Origin of the sequence: Paenibacillus odorifer (genome assembly GCF_000758725.1) — a bacterium.
Classification (GTDB): Bacteria; Bacillota; Bacilli; order Paenibacillales; family Paenibacillaceae; genus Paenibacillus_AQ; species Paenibacillus_AQ odorifer.
Genome location: NZ_CP009428.1, coordinates 829,954 through 845,047, shown reverse-complemented (window position 1 = coordinate 845,047; position 15,094 = coordinate 829,954). Strand labels below are relative to the sequence as shown.

14 protein-coding genes are annotated in these 15,094 nt (G+C 44.7%); 4 read left to right on the top strand and 10 right to left on the bottom strand.

Features of this window, described 5'->3' with window-relative positions; all coding sequences use genetic code 11:
* Positions 1-58: 58 nt before the first annotated feature.
* The 5 genes from PODO_RS03640 to PODO_RS03620 all read right to left on the bottom strand — a co-directional run bounded on the left by PODO_RS03640 (position 59) and on the right by PODO_RS03620 (position 5,328).
* A complete protein-coding gene (locus PODO_RS03640; protein ID WP_038568758.1) occupies positions 59-1,639 on the bottom strand; it encodes a hydantoinase/oxoprolinase N-terminal domain-containing protein in 1,581 nt (526 codons plus the stop codon).
* The gene (locus PODO_RS03635; RefSeq protein ID WP_038568756.1) at positions 1,639-2,751 is read right to left on the bottom strand and encodes an S-methyl thiohydantoin desulfurase family protein; all 1,113 of its coding nucleotides are present in this window, start codon (positions 2,749-2,751) and stop codon (positions 1,639-1,641) included. Before PODO_RS03635 ends, PODO_RS03640 begins: the two co-directional genes overlap by 1 nt.
* 4 nt (positions 2,752-2,755) lie before the next feature.
* Positions 2,756-4,066 (bottom strand): cytosine permease, encoded by a 1,311-nt coding sequence (locus tag PODO_RS03630; RefSeq protein ID WP_052096772.1) that lies wholly within the window; start codon positions 4,064-4,066, stop codon positions 2,756-2,758.
* Between the two features lie 37 nt (positions 4,067-4,103).
* Positions 4,104-4,685, bottom strand: coding sequence for a TetR/AcrR family transcriptional regulator (locus PODO_RS03625; RefSeq protein WP_038568754.1), 582 nt, complete (start codon positions 4,683-4,685; stop codon positions 4,104-4,106).
* A gap of 193 nt (positions 4,686-4,878) precedes the next feature.
* Positions 4,879-5,328 (bottom strand): VOC family protein, encoded by a 450-nt coding sequence (locus PODO_RS03620; RefSeq protein ID WP_038568752.1) that lies wholly within the window; start codon positions 5,326-5,328, stop codon positions 4,879-4,881.
* A 96-nt stretch (positions 5,329-5,424) separates the two neighbouring features.
* Here PODO_RS03620 and PODO_RS03615 point away from each other — a divergent pair, with 96 nt between their 5' ends.
* Positions 5,425-6,363 (top strand): helix-turn-helix transcriptional regulator, encoded by a 939-nt coding sequence (locus tag PODO_RS03615; protein WP_038568750.1) that lies wholly within the window; start codon positions 5,425-5,427, stop codon positions 6,361-6,363.
* Between the two features lie 2 nt (positions 6,364-6,365).
* Here the strand turns inward: PODO_RS03615 and PODO_RS03610 are convergent, their stop codons facing one another.
* Positions 6,366-7,040 carry a MarR family transcriptional regulator gene (locus tag PODO_RS03610; RefSeq protein WP_080742398.1) on the bottom strand — a complete coding sequence of 225 codons (675 nt, stop codon included), beginning with the start codon at positions 7,038-7,040 and terminating at the stop codon, positions 6,366-6,368.
* A gap of 168 nt (positions 7,041-7,208) precedes the next feature.
* Between PODO_RS03610 and PODO_RS03605 the strand changes: the two genes are divergently transcribed.
* Positions 7,209-7,832 (top strand): NAD(P)H-dependent oxidoreductase, encoded by a 624-nt coding sequence (locus tag PODO_RS03605; RefSeq protein ID WP_038568747.1) that lies wholly within the window; start codon positions 7,209-7,211, stop codon positions 7,830-7,832.
* Between the two features lie 96 nt (positions 7,833-7,928).
* Here PODO_RS03605 and PODO_RS03600 read toward each other — a convergent pair whose 3' ends face one another.
* On the bottom strand, positions 7,929-8,771 hold the full coding sequence (locus PODO_RS03600) for an aldo/keto reductase (RefSeq protein ID WP_038568745.1): 843 nt from the start codon (positions 8,769-8,771) through the stop codon (positions 7,929-7,931).
* A 223-nt stretch (positions 8,772-8,994) separates the two neighbouring features.
* Between PODO_RS03600 and PODO_RS03595 the strand changes: the two genes are divergently transcribed.
* The gene (locus PODO_RS03595) at positions 8,995-9,984 is read left to right on the top strand and encodes a DUF4003 family protein (RefSeq protein WP_038568743.1); all 990 of its coding nucleotides are present in this window, start codon (positions 8,995-8,997) and stop codon (positions 9,982-9,984) included.
* 21 nt (positions 9,985-10,005) lie between these two features.
* Positions 10,006-10,452 (top strand): GNAT family N-acetyltransferase, encoded by a 447-nt coding sequence (locus tag PODO_RS03590; protein WP_038568741.1) that lies wholly within the window; start codon positions 10,006-10,008, stop codon positions 10,450-10,452.
* A 182-nt stretch (positions 10,453-10,634) separates the two neighbouring features.
* Here the strand turns inward: PODO_RS03590 and PODO_RS03585 are convergent, their stop codons facing one another.
* From PODO_RS03585 to PODO_RS03575, 3 genes are all read right to left on the bottom strand, one after another.
* Positions 10,635-10,820, bottom strand: coding sequence for a hypothetical protein (locus PODO_RS03585; RefSeq protein ID WP_038568739.1), 186 nt, complete (start codon positions 10,818-10,820; stop codon positions 10,635-10,637).
* A gap of 701 nt (positions 10,821-11,521) precedes the next feature.
* Positions 11,522-14,167 carry an ABC transporter permease gene (locus PODO_RS03580; protein WP_038568737.1) on the bottom strand — a complete coding sequence of 882 codons (2,646 nt, stop codon included), beginning with the start codon at positions 14,165-14,167 and terminating at the stop codon, positions 11,522-11,524.
* A 13-nt stretch (positions 14,168-14,180) separates the two neighbouring features.
* Entirely contained in the window at positions 14,181-14,882 is a 702-nt protein-coding gene (locus PODO_RS03575) for an ABC transporter ATP-binding protein (protein WP_036684849.1), read from the bottom strand.
* Positions 14,883-15,094: the final 212 nt, after the last annotated feature.

Sequence of the window (15,094 nt, the reverse complement as noted above, 5' to 3'; positions counted from 1 at the left end):
TAAAGACAAAAAGATCCGCCTCGAAGAGTTCACTCCTCAAGGCAGATCCATAATCATCTTATAAACGTCCAGCCGCTTTTACTTTTACCAGCAAGGCATTACCCGGCAAGTATGCAATCGGAATATCCTCAGACAATACGATCTGAACGGTATCGCGATCTGCACCGGCTAGAACAGCTTGCTCTATTGCATGGCTGCGGGCATCTTCCTTAGCTTCATCATAAGACATTTCGTCCAGGGAATAAATCCGCTCTGTCTCCCCGCTCACCTCACCTAACGCAGCGCCAATCGCATTTGCAGCATCATAGTGATCCGGTCTTACAATCCGTGATACACCTTCAAGCTTGTCTGCCACAAGAATACTTCCGCCACCGACCAAAATGACGTCAACAGGATCTGAGCTTGTCTTCATCCGATCAATCGCTTCCTCGATATCCCGCGTAATGATCTCATCTGCTCTCTTGCAGATCGATTCATCAAGTGCCTCAGTCTGCGCATCTTTCCACTCGTATCGATTAAGCTTCACCGCCACATCGGTTGCTGTGAGCGTATCACCACCAAAGATGAGACCGCGCTTCAATAGCTCGTACCCCACGCTATCCGGACCCACTGTTACCTGATCCTGCGTTTCATCCAAGCGAACGATTGTACCGCCGCCGATCCCGATCGATAAGATATCCGGCATGCGGAAGTTCGTGCGAATCCCGCCAATCTCAACCGCAGCGGAGGATTGACGCGGGAAGCCTTGCATCAGGACGCCGATATCTGTCGTGGTGCCACCGATATCAACAACAAGTGCATCATTCAGACCTGACAAGTGTGCCGCGCCCCGAATGGAATTCGTCGGACCGCAAGCAATCGTCAGAATCGGGTAACGAAGCGCATATTCACTGTACATCAGTGTTCCATCGTTCTGACAGATGTATAGGCTCGCGTCAATTCCATAAGTGTGAAGCGCCTCTTCGAAGCCCTTTACGACTCCAGCAATGACGTTAAGTAATGCGCCGTTCAGCAACGACGCGTTCTCACGCTCGAGCAATCCAATACTTCCAATCTCATGAGACAACGTCACAGGCATATCTGCGCCAAGTACTTGCTTCGCTAGTTCTTCGACACGTTTCTCCTGCGAGGTATTCACTGGGGAGAACACACCACAGATCGCAACCGCTTCGACTTCACCCTTCATTTTCAAAAAGCAGTCTAGAATCTCTTCTTCATCCATTTCAACAATCGTGCGGCCATCATATTCATATCCACCATGAACAACATAAGCATGTGGGCAAACCGTTGCCTTAAGTGTATCGTCCCAATCCGCAAGTGGAGGAACCGCAGTTGTTGCCGGTGCCCCGATTCGAATCAAGCCGACTTTCCCCAAGTGCTTGCGCTCTACAATAGCATTCGTACAGTGCGTAGTTCCGAGCATTGCATAACGAATCTGCGCCGGATTCACACTACTCTCTGCTAACAAACGACGGATGGATTCAGTAATGCCTTCATTCACATCACTTGTGGTATGCACTTTTATCGTATGAATGGTGTTTAGCTTGGAGTCGAGCAAGGCTGCATCTGTATTTGTCCCGCCGACATCAATCCCAATGCGGTATATTTCTTCCATGTTGTCTACATTCGTATGAGACATTACTCTGCTCCCCCTTTCTCTGCTGCCAATTGTTCAATTGGAACATAAGGTGCGTCATAGCCAAAATATTGTGGACCTACCGTCTCGAGGCCCTTTGGTGAACGCCATTTCGGATCACAAGGGAAACCAACCACACTAACCCGAGCACCGTATTTCAAATTCTCAGTCGTGATTGGCATACCGGTATCCTGGTCAAGCACAGAGATCAGATCAGGAGTAATAGCAATTGAATGTCCATCTTCTGTGGCAAGAAGGAACTCATTCTGGAAGAACAAAGTCATCGTACGTCCCTTTTTAGCATCTGTACCTTCGAAGATCGCTTCACCGCGTGTAAATCCGCCTTCTGTACGACGGCGAATGTCTACTGCCTTACCCTGGAACAACGCATATCCATTCAGCTGCTTCAGCAGCATTTCAATTGGATTCTGCTTCAATTCCTTGGACTCAAACAATGTTTTTCCAATTTCATACGCAAGCGTCAAGGTATGTGGAATTGCACTTTGCTTTACCTGCGCTCCAGTTACCGGATAATCACAAATCGAAGCTGATCCGCCCATTTGAATCGTAACCGCACGCGCCATCCGCTCTTCCCAAACACCGTCGATCGCATGCATAAGCACACCATTGCCGCGTTCATCTGCCATCGTAATCGGACTGCAGTCAATACCGTCCAAGTAGAATGTCACCATTTGCGATTCTGGAAAAGCCCGTCCCATGGCATCCGCATCTACGATAGGAATATTGCGTTCCGCAGCCGTAATTACGGGAACCAGAGAGTTACCGCCACCGACCTCAATCGGCATAATGGCGCTCACCTTGCGGCCCAGCTCTTTCTCAATCATATCCAAAGGCTTGATCATTTGCTGAATCGAAGGAATCTTCTCATTCATAACCGTAGGTGCGCCAATCATGGATATAGGAACAACCAATGCATCGTCCTCCAGATCCTCAGGACTTACTAAACGAACAGGACCATATTTGCGAATGGCTTCCATCGCCATCAATTTACCAATATGCGGGTCACCGCCCCCGCCTGTTCCAAGAACGGCTGCACCAACAGCAATGTATTGCACCGCTTGTTCATTTAATTCTGTTAGTTTGTGATTTCTCATGTTGTTATCCCTTCTTTGTCATGATTTTGCCGACAATCCACTGCACGATAAAGGCGAACATAAACGCATCTAATGCCGGTACGCTCGTGATTTGGAACCATCCAAATCCATCTGGCGCTGCGGTTGTCATAAAAGCGAACAACGTAGCTGCAACCCACACCGCTAAGGAGCGAATCACCCAGTTCTTATTGCGATCCAGACCTTCAAAAGTGAATTTCTTTCGATCTACAAACAAAAATTCGGACGTGTAGATCCCCCCGATTGGAGCGACAAACACCGTAATAATATTTAGGAAAGATAAAAACTTATCATAGATGCCAAATACGGCAAGCAACGTAGCAAAGATACCCGCCACAATAGTAATTAGCTTTTTCGGAACCTTTTGGAACACGACAGAGAACCCTAACGAAGCAGAATATAAATTGTTCGTGTTTGTCGTCCATTGGGCAAGGGTTAAGACGATAATGGCTGGAAGCCCAAGTCCTAGCGCAATGAAAATATTCGTCAGATCATCTGTGTCCATAATTCGAGATAGGAAAATAGCTACAATCGTCATGAAGCTGTTACCCACAAAGAAGCCGATAAAGGCCGCGGTTATAGCATGCTTCGGTGTGCGCGCCCAACGAGCGATATCCGGTGAAAGCACCGTACCGACAATAAATATACCAATAACAAGCGAGATCGCTGTCCCCATCGGGATCGCTGCTCCGCTAATCGGTTCCCACACGGCTGAAGCTCCTTTGGTATGGAACGCGGAATAAATAGCCACTCCGATAAACAAAATAAGCAATGGTACGGACCAGGTGCTTAGTCGTTCAATAGATTGATATCCCCAAATAGCTGTCGACATCATCAAAAGCCCACCTATGAATGAAAGCACCCCTAAGGACAGATGAATATCCCATAATTGACTAAAAGCAGTCTGCATATTCGAAGCGAAGAACCCGACCTGCACCCCAAACCAACCGAGTGAGAAAATACCGAGGATAACTGCTACGACACGTGCACCCACATTTCCGAATAGAAACCGAGAGATCATCGATGTCGATAACCCTGTTTTAGCCCCTACATACGCACATAACGCTCCGATCACCCCTAGGATTAACGAACCGATTATTGTTGCTGTGAGTGAATCCGTCAGATTCATTCCATTGCCAAGCTGAGCACCCAAGAACATCGCTGATAGGTCAATCCCGATGGCGATCCAGACGAGCGACATAGATAGCCATTTTTTACGCAAATGCGCTGGAACCGGCTCTCTCTCAAAATCCCCCGAGCTAAGCTCGTTCCCCTTTACTTCACTTACTTCTGCCATTCTCCCCATCCCCTTGTTGTTATCTTCTTCTGTAGCGCTATGAGGACGCACCTTTCCAATACATTTCAAACGCATGGTTTAGCTTACGCTCATAAATTCCCTTAGAAGTGTAATAGAAATACTGCATGCTTAATCCATCCATCAAGTTGAGAAAAGCATCTGCGAGAAGCTGCACGGATTGATCGCGAATTACGCCCTCTTCCATTCCTTTCGAGATGAATTGTTCAATGATCTTCGTCAGCATCGCGTCGGACTCTAGAAATGCTTCCTCAATCGTTTCCTTTAAGAATGCCGGTGGGAAGACCACATACCTCAGTACAATTTTGCTTGCTTCAGGGCTCTTCTGATAGAACTCATACTGTCTAGACAATATGCCTCGTAGACTTTCCTGCGCACTCAATACTTTCTGCTCTTCCGATAGCTCTTGAATATAAGTGTTATAGGACTGCATAGCCTCACGAAAGACCGTCATAAACAAATCCTCTTTATTCTCAAAAAAGGCATAGATCGCCGGAGTCTTCACGCCAACTTCCTTCGCAATTTCAGAGAGAGCCGTACCCTCGTAACCCTTCTCTCCGAATAGTCGCATCGCTACTTCTTTCAACTTGTTTTTGGTCAAGACATTCCACATCCCTTACTTACTTAATTAACGTTAATTAAAAAACACTATACATCTTTATGCATAATAATTCAATGTTTTTCATAAAAAAAATAGCCCTCAATACATACAAAAAAAGCCGACCAACATCAGGATAATCCCTGAATTATGATCAGCTGAACGGTGAGCTGGGTTTACTTTAGAAGCAAAGTTGTTAATGTAATCTTTCATCAAACATAAGTTGAATTTGAATACCAAAGGGATCCTCAATGATACCGTAGGCTTTACTAAACACATTGCTGGATAACGGAGAAATAATTTTCACGCGCTCGTCTGTGATTAAGCTTTTATAAAAACCTTCAATCCCCTCTAAATCAGCACTTTGAATACATAATGAAGTGTTATTGCCCACTGTATATTTCTCATTCGTATTCATTGTATCTTCTGCTATCATTATTTTTGTTTTTCCGATTAACAGGACAGAGTGAGTAATATAATCCTTATTTTCATCCGTAAGCTGTAGGGAGCTGTCACGCTCTGCAAGTTGTTGATAGGTGACACGTAACAATTCCTCTGCGTTAAAATGTTTTTTGTAAAATTCTATAGCTTCCTTGGCTCTTCCCTTCATCGATAAGAAAATAGCTACTTCTAGTGTTGTACTCATAGTGTAAGTCTCCTTCGTATATTTGATATGTGATCTTAAACTTATTATGATATATAAAGGTATCAAAACATGACACCTTAATAAGGAGCTTTTTATATGAAGAAATCAGAACGATTAAATGACATGATGAGATACTTAAACGGGCGAGAGTTTTTTAATCTAAGTAACCTTATGGAGAAATACAATATTTCAAAAAGCACAGCGCTACGTGATGTTACTTCATTAGAACAATTGGGTATGCCTATTTTCGCGGAACATGGAAGACACGGACGTTATGGTATTCTAAAAAACAGATTGTTATCCCCTATTATTTTCACGATAGATGAAGTCTATGCGCTGTATTTTGCCATGCTGACGTTAGAATCTTATCAATCCACACCCTTTCATCTAAGTGTTAACAAGCTAAACGAAAAGTTCGAGCACTGTCTATCGAGTACACAAATCAACCAGATTCACAAAATGAAAAAGGTCCTGCAATTCGAAATGTATCAGCATAAGCATGTCAGCCGTTTTTTAGATAAAATCCTAGCAAGTATTCTAAATGAGAGTGCCTGTAACATTGAATATACCAAAGAAAACCAAACAAAAAGCTACCCTGTTCAATTCTTTAGGATTTCCGCTAAGTTTGGTCAATGGTATGCCACTGGAATAGAGCTTGCGACGAATACATATAGAGTTTTTAGATGTGATCGAATAACCTTCATTGAAGAAGAGGAAAGCAAGGCTCGTTATTCTATAGAAGAACTTCTTAGTCGTTCATTAGAAATCTATCAGTCTGCGAAAAGTATTGACTTTGAAGTTGAGATTGCGGAACAAGCAAAGGATATTTTTTATAAAGAACATTATCCTTCTATGGAAATAGAGGCTGGTCCGAAAACAGTCATTAAGGGATTCTATAATCCAGGTGAAGAGGATTTCTTGGCTAATTATTTTATCCGATATGGTCATGCTGTTACATCCGTGAAACCTGAAGCCTTAAAACAAATAATCAAAGATAAGTTAGAGCAACTGGTAAATCACTATCAAAAAATATAAAGCTAATCAAAAGGGGTAAAAAACATAGCTTGGAGAACTGCCTTAGCCTTTTTGAGGTTGCGCGTATCCAGTTGGTTAAGCATGTCTACGATTTGACTCATTTCATCGTTTTCCACTGGCTCAAGAGATGCTCCGGTAGTTAATAGTTCTTTTTCAGCAACAGATTCCGAATGAACCCATGACGCTTCCAAAGTATCCTCGAAGGCTTGGATTATAAATAACAATTCATCCGTGTTATATCTCTGTAGAAACCGGTTTATCCCTTTATTCATCTGCTTATGTAGGGCTAAATGCAAATCGAATATTTCTTTCCCTAGAGATGTTGTAAGAAAAAGCACTTCTTTTTTATTATCGGGGAGAAACTCCGTGCGAATAATCTCCTGTTGTACTAATTTTCTAGTGATTTTGGACACGCTGCCTTTTGGAATTCCGAATTGCTTCGAAATGGTAGTACCATTCACCGGCTCAAGCTGTCCAATCGCATCTATTACATGCAGCATCATGACTGTGGAGTCTTGGAGGAAATCAATGATAAGGGGATTACTGCAGTTCTGAATCAACCATTCCTTCTCTTCGTCATCCTCCGATTGAAATCGCTTTTGTAATTGGGGAATCTTCTCTATTAATTTTTTAATCAAAATATCCTTATTAGGTAAGTTCTCGAAAGAATGTGTCACTGTTACGTCTCCTCGTAAATTCATCTTATGCTCATTTTAACAAGATACAGCTCATAAATAAAGTTTCCTAGAAATAATATTGACAACAAGGAAACTTAAAACGTATTATTGTTTCCATAGTTAATATTTAATTTCTAGGAAACAATAAATCATAAAGAAGGTGTTTATATGAATGTCTTAATTATTTTTGATCATCCCTACGGTGCATCAGCGTCCGAGAATATCCCCCATCAGCGAAGCTATTCCGCAGCTTTATTAGCCTCCGTTATGCGAGGTCTCACCACCAAAGGCCATACGATTGATCTTATCGACCTGCATGCCGATGGATTTGATCCGGTCATGTCACGCGAAGAACTCACTGCTTGGCGACAAAAGAAAACCACCGACCGGCTAGTCGCCAATTATCAGCAGCGTCTTATAGCAGCGGATCATATCGTCTTCATTTTCCCTATATGGTGGGAAGCCATGCCCGCTCTTACCAAAGGTTTTCTTGATAAGGTATTCGCAAAAGGCATTGTCTACGAAGAAACTAAACCTGGGCGGCCCTTCAAATGCTTACTCCCAAATATTAAAGGAGTGTCCTTGCTGACCGTAATGAACACACCCGAATTCTTTTATCGCTGGATTTTTGGCAACCCCATCACCAAAATTCTATTTAGAGGCACCTTCCGCAAAATGGGAATACGGAAGAACCTCCGTTGGTATAATTATTCCGGGATGTCAGATCGCAGCTTAGAAGAGCGGGTGAAGCATCTCGATAAAACAGAACAACGGTTTGCACGACTGTACTAAACTAGACTAGATTAAATTACTCAAGCGCTGACTGATTCTGAGGCTAGCCTAATATAAAAAAACACGCCAATAACTGGCGTGTTTTAGTTAAATTTATTAAAATTCTTCATACGATGCGGGATCTTGATCAGCTATGCGACCTGTTGGCGAGGTTAATGCGGAAATAACGGTCATCTCAGCTTCCGATAATTGAAAATCAAAAATATTCAGATTATCGCGCTGATGCTCTAGAGAAGAAGCCTTTGGAATGGGAATAGCCCCAAGCTGTATATGCCAACGTAAGATAACTTGCGATATCGATTTATTATGAACCTTACCTATTTCCGCTATTTTCTCATTTTCCAGTACGCTGCTAGCTCGTCCCAATGGACTCCACGATTCAATCACTACCCCATGCTCTTTGTTCCATGCACGTTGCTCTTCCTGATTAAAATGAGGATGCAGCTCAATCTGATTCATGCTCGGCGCTACGCCAGTTTCTTGTATCAAACGCTCGATATGCTCCGGCAAAAAGTTACATACACCGATGGAGCGGATCAAACCTTGCTTCCGTGCCTCGATCATCGCCTGCCAGGCTTCAACATATAAATTCACTCTAGGGTTAGGCCAGTGGATGAGATAGAAATCATAATAATCCAATCCGGCTCTGAATAAAGACTCCTGTATGGTGGCTAATGCTTCTTTATAAGAGTGATGGCGACCTGGCAGCTTGGAAGTAATGAGCAGTTCTTCCCTAGTCACAGAAGTTTGCCGAACAGCCTGGCCTACAGCACCTTCGTTCTCATAATTAAACGCAGTGTCGATCAGACGATAGCCAACATCAATCGCCTTAGTGATGTTTTGTGCTCCCTCAGTACCATTTAAGGCGTAGGTACCAAAACCAATAGCAGGCACCTTCACTCCATCGTTCAATATGATTTCAGGTATTCTCTCAGTCATCGTCGCACTTCTCCTTTGTTGTCATTTAAGCCCCTGCCGATCCATCTTATAATTATTATAACATCTTCATTGTAAACTCAATCATTGGGTTACCTGAACAACCTCTAGCTTATTGGTAAGCCGCTTTCGTGGGCATCCGATTTATTTTTTATAGTAAAATGAATCTACAGCACTGGATTTTCGTAATGTTATGAATTAAAAGTAGAGATAAGAGGTGTACCCAATGAAGGAGCAATATCCAGCTAGGCTTGAATTGTTCGCAGACAACGCTCAGAGGATCAAAAAAGCTTTTCCATGGCAAAATGCAATGGTGAATCGGTTAGCGGCACTATTGTATGCTGTAGAGGACAAAGTTGCAGATGACGAAGCCATTCGTGCTAGCTACGAGCTAATTAAGGAGAGTACCGGGATTTTCTCTCAATTTAGAGGGGCTTCGGTGATCAGCATTGCTGCCCTGCTTTCACTTTCTGACGAAAAGGAAACTCTGCTTGCAAACACATTTGCCGTGTATGATTTAATGAAGGAAGCCAAATTCAGAGCCTCTGATTATCTCGTCGTTGCTGCCTATCAAATCGCTGCTAATGCAACATCGGATCGATATCAGCGTACGGTAGAACGGGCAAAGCTATTTTACGATAGTATGAAAGCAAAACATCGTTTCCTTACCGGACAGGACGATTATATCTTCTCCGCTATGCTTGGTCTTTCCGATATCGATGTTGAGAGTGGCGTGGACCGCATGGAGCAGCTCTATGTAACACTTAAGCCCGAATTTATGTCAGGCAACAGTGTGCAAGCCCTGACCCAGGTATTGGTTCTTGGGGAAGAAGCCCCTCAAGCAGCGGACCGTGTATTGGCATTAAGAGATGCATTTCGTGCACAGGGTATCCGGCTAGACAAGGAATATACCCTCTCCTCGCTGGGCGTGTTATCCCTGCTCCCTTGCAACAAGGAGGACATCGTTACTGATGTCTCGGAGACTTACGAATTTTTGCGTACAAAAAAGGGCTTCGGTAACTGGTCTATTGGCAAGCAGGAATTACTGCTCTTGTCTTCTGCGCTGGTAGCCTTCAGATCTGTGGAGGATGTACAAAACGGCGTATTAACTACGATGCTTTCCACCAACATTACCAATATTATAATTGCTCAGCAGGCTGCTCTTGCCGGGGCAGCGGCTGCGTCAGCTGCGGCTGCAGCTTCTTCTTCGAATTAGATTGAATCGTGAGGGAAAGATATGGACTCAATAAAAATCTTCACAACTAGAAATGAAGAATTATTAAACCGTCTACTGAACATTTGGGAATCATCCGTGCGGCATACTCATCTTTTTCTATCCGAGCAGGATATTGATGCTTTGCGGCCGCTGGTTATGCAGGCGCTTGAGGGCATAAGCGATTTGTTTGCTTTTACAGATGATGAGGAACAGTTGATTGGCTTCATAGGGGTTCAGAATAATAAGATTGAAATGCTGTTCGTAGAACCTGCTGTAATGGGAAAAGGGGTTGGAAAAGCACTTGTAGCTTATGTCATGCAGGAACTCGACGTACACCTCGTAGATGTGAATGAGCAAAATCCCCAAGCTTTAGGTTTCTATGAGCATATGGGATTTCAGGTTTTTGAGCGTTCAGCACTCGACGAACAAGGTAATCCTTTTCCTATCCTGCACATGTCGCGTAAGTAGCCTTTTCCTATGTAGGAGACAGTTCGATGCATTTTATTATCGTAAAAAAACAACAGAGCAGCGATTCTCAAACGAGAGAATCGCTGCTCTGTGTTTTAGTTGTCTGCAGTTTAGGTTGGCGAAGCTAGGAGCGGATAGGAGTAGATATGAGGAGCTAGGCGAAGCGGCTTCGAGTATTCGGTTCACCTATAACTAATATCTGCATCTGCATCTGCAACTACTTCTACTTCTACTTCTACTTCTACTTCTACTTCTACTTCTACTTCTACTTCTACTTCTACTTCTGCTTCTACTTCTACTTCTACCTTTACATCTACTTCTGCAACTACTTCTAAATCTACGCATATCCCCTCATGCACATCACCCAATCAAAGCTCTCTGTTGCTTGCGGACTCAGATGACGCTATTTGCTCATTTATCGCCCTTGAAGCATAGTTTCGGACTCCAGTGTCGCTATTCTATAGAAAGAGCATCATTTCTGGCGTTTTTTATGCCAATAGCTGCTATGGAGTCCGATATCATTCCAAATGGCGGATAATCCGGCGTTTAAGGTCCTCTAGGTCCGATAGGGTCCGTTAGCGTCGGGCATAGATTCAGATAGCAAACAATATCGTCAGAAATCGTCGGATGGCATCCAATAGCGTCCGATAGCGTCAGTTCCTAACCATCCCCAGTTACTTGCGGACTCAGATGAAGCTATTTGCTCATTTATTGCCCTTGAAGCATAGTTTCGGACTCCAGTGTCGCTATTACATAGAAAGAGCCGCATTTCTGACGTTTTTTATGCCAATAGCTGCTATGGAGTCCGATAACATCCCAAATGGCGGATAATCCGGCGTTTAAGGTCATCTAGGTCCGATAGCGTCGGGCATAGATTCAGATAGCAAACTATATCGTCAGAAATCGTCGGATGGCATCCGATAGCGAACGATAGCGTCGATTCCTAACCATCCCCTGTTCCTTACAGAGCCAGATGACTCTATTTGCTCATTTATAGCCTTTGAGGTATAGTTTCGGACTCCAGTGAAGCTATCCATAGAAAAAGCCGCAGCTATGGCGTTTTTAGATGCTATTCCACCGACTTCAAAGCCTCAATCATATGGATTCGTTTGAGCTTAATATGCATGAACGCCATGACAATACCGGAAAACAACAGTGTTAGGAGCGCCGCATAAATATAACTTGGCCACTTGATGATCGGAGCGAACATCGTCGCATCCAGCTCAGCCGTCTTCAGGACGAAGCTATGCAGCACTATGCCGAGACCCGATCCCGCCACAATACCGAGTAGGCTAAGCAGCATATTTTCGCGGTAAATATACATGGTTACTTCCTTGTCGTAGAAGCCCAGTACCTTAATGGTTGACAGCTCCCGGATCCGCTCGGACACATTGATATTGGTCAAATTGTAGAGGACGACAAAAGCCAACGCCGCCGCTGAAACAATGAGCACCAAGGTTACAACGTCCATACTCTTCATAGTCTCATCGAAGGCGGAGCCTACACTGCTGGAAAAGCTGATGGCAGCGACGCCCTCATTAGCCGTCAGCTTTTCACCAAATTTATCTTCCCATGTCTTATCATGTGCGGCGTAGTTCAGCAGTTCTGTGTTGAATAGCGGTTTTTCTCCGAACACAGAAGCATAATACGCCGGTGTCATATAAACATAGTGCATTACATAATTCTCTGTAATCGCTGCGACCTCAATCTCGAACGTCTCATTATCTTTGTCCACCACGGTCAATTTATCACCAGACTCCAGCCCATACAGCTTAGCCAGCTTCTCTGAGATAATAGCCCCCTCATCCGTAAGCATCCGCCCTTCTCCACTTTTTCGATCACGCAACTCCACGAAATCGGATAAAGAGTCAACGGAGGTAGGAACGAACAGATGAACCTCTTGATCATTTACACCACTAGCATGTGCGGTCATCCGTTCTTGCGCCACACTCAGCGTCCCAGTTACTGCAGATTCACCAGTGATTAGTTGGTCGTAGGCTTTTAGCACATCGGTAGATACATCTTCATGCAGTGCCACAAGTGCATCATATTTCATAATCGTGCCGAATTGCGACCCGGCGATGCTGCCAATTGAATCCTTGAGACCAAATCCCGTCAGGATCAGCGCTGTACAGCCAGCCACGCCGAATACAGTCATGAACATCCGCTGCTTATAGCGGAATAGATTCCGTGCGGTAACCTTTTGGACAAAGCTCAATCGCTTCCATACAAAAGTGATCCGCTCCAGTAAAATACGCTGGCCACTCTTTGGTGCCTTCGGACGCATCAATACGGAAGCATTGCTGCGTAATTCTACCCGTGAAGCAATCCACGCCGTCAACGTAGTACATATTAACGCTACGATAACGGATATGATCGAATACGAAAGATAGAAATTCTTCGTGATATCCGGCAAGTTATAGATTGCACTATACGCATCGTAGATAATACCCGGAAACAGGGTAAAACCAACCGCAAGACCCGCAATTGAAGCCGCCAGACTGGCAAGCGTACCATAGACCAGGAATTTGGCCATGATGTCGCGGTTAGCATAACCAAGTGCTTTCAGGGTCCCGATCTGCAGGCGATGCTCCTCAACCATCCGTGTCATGGTCGTCAAGCTGACCAGCGCAGCAATCAGGAAAAAGAACACAGGAAACGCACTCGCAATCGCCGACAACCGATCAGCGTTATCTTTATATTCGGCATATCCCGGATTAGCGCTTCGGTCAGTAACGTAGACCTTAAGCTGCTCCAGCTCTGCAAGCTTTTGCTCCCCTGCCGCCAATTCCTCCTTGGCAGAAGCAAGTCCGGCAGCAATTGCCTTCATGCTTGCAGCCTGTTCCTGCTGCACTTCCTCCGGCTGGCGCTGCAAATCCGCAAGCTGCTGCTCGGCGGCGGCCACCTTGGCGCGGCCTCCGGACAGCTCTTTCTCGCCTTCCGCCCGCAGCTCAGCAAGCCGTGCTTCCGGCACGCCGGACATCGCCTGCTCTACAGCATGGGTATGCTGTTCGATCAGATCTTCATACTCCGGCGAATAAGCCTTCACCCCGGCTGTATCCTTAAAGGACAGATAGGCTTCCGTATACACCGGAAGCTTGAAATCCGACTCCGGGATCGCGGCGAACGCATCCGCCGTACCTTTGCCGATCCCACTGGTGCCCCGGGTACTTTGCTCAATAAACTGTGGACTTCTAACAAAGCCAACTACGGTATACTCCAGTGTCTCGAAGCTGTTCGACAGCTCCGTATCCGTACCGTTTCCACTGAAAGATACCTTGTCACCCAACGCATATTCTTCCGCTAGCTTATCGTCCAGCACGATTTCACCGGAATGCTCCGGTAGATGGCCTTCAATTATACGGTATTGATTAAGTGGTTTATCCGTGTTGTAAGAATTGACTTTAAGTATTAAGGCATTATCACCCATGAATACATCTGCGCTATAGCTCGGCTGAATCTCATCGATCCCCTGTACATTTATGAGTAACTCGATGTTGTCTTCAGTCAGGCCGTAGTTAGTCTGCACCTTCAGATCCATCAAGCGCTGCTCTTTGTAAAAGATTCCAGCTGTATTCAGCATATCTGGCCCTGTAGCCTTGATTCCGGCAAAAAAGCTGACGCCTAACATAATAATTGCAAAAATCGAAATAAACCGGGCTTTGGTATGCCCAATTTCACGAAAAATATCTTTCCACAATGCACGCTTTTTCATAGATGCCTTCTCCTTACCATTCAATATCGTCAACGGATACCGGCGAAGGATTGATCACCATCTTCCGTACCTTAGCGTTGTTAATCTCTATAACCCTGTCAGCCATCGGAGCGATCGCCAGATTATGTGTAATTACGATGACCGTTGTCCCGGTGTTACGACAAGTATCCTGCAGCAGCTTCAGCACCTGCTTGCCGGTGTTATAATCAAGCGCTCCTGTCGGCTCGTCGCAGAGCAGCAGCTTCGGCTGTTTAGCCAACGCTCTGGCGATAGCGACACGTTGTTGCTCACCACCGGACAACTGAGCCGGGAAATTATCTAACCGCGCGCCCAGACCCACATCCTCCAGCACCTTACGTGCATCTAGTGCACGCGGGGAAATCTGCGAAGCAAGCTCAACATTTTCCAGTGTGGTCAGATTAGGCACTAGATTATAGAACTGAAATACAAAACCTACGTCATTTCGGCGGTAGCCTGTCAGCTCCTTGGCACTAAACTTAGCGATATCAATGCCATCCACAATGACCTGACCTTCATCGGCGGAATCCATTCCACCCAGAATATTAAGCACTGTAGATTTACCCGCACCACTTGGGCCGACGATCACGGCAAATTCACCTTTTTTTATCTCAAAATCAATCCCGTCATTCGCGACAATTACATTCTCGCCCATCTTGTAACGCTTGTACTCCCCTTTTACAGCAACAAAACTCATTCCTCTTCCTCCTATCCCTATCCGAACTAAGTCTAATTACTCTACATTGTCTCAGTTTATCATAATTAGAACGCTCAAGCCCGAATGGCAAACCCTCATTACACAAGGTGAAATTCACATCATTAATAAGTTCATTTTTTTGTAACAATAATGTAACAAGGAAATTTTACCGTAAACGATACTTAGTCATTTGATAATGTTATAATCACTTT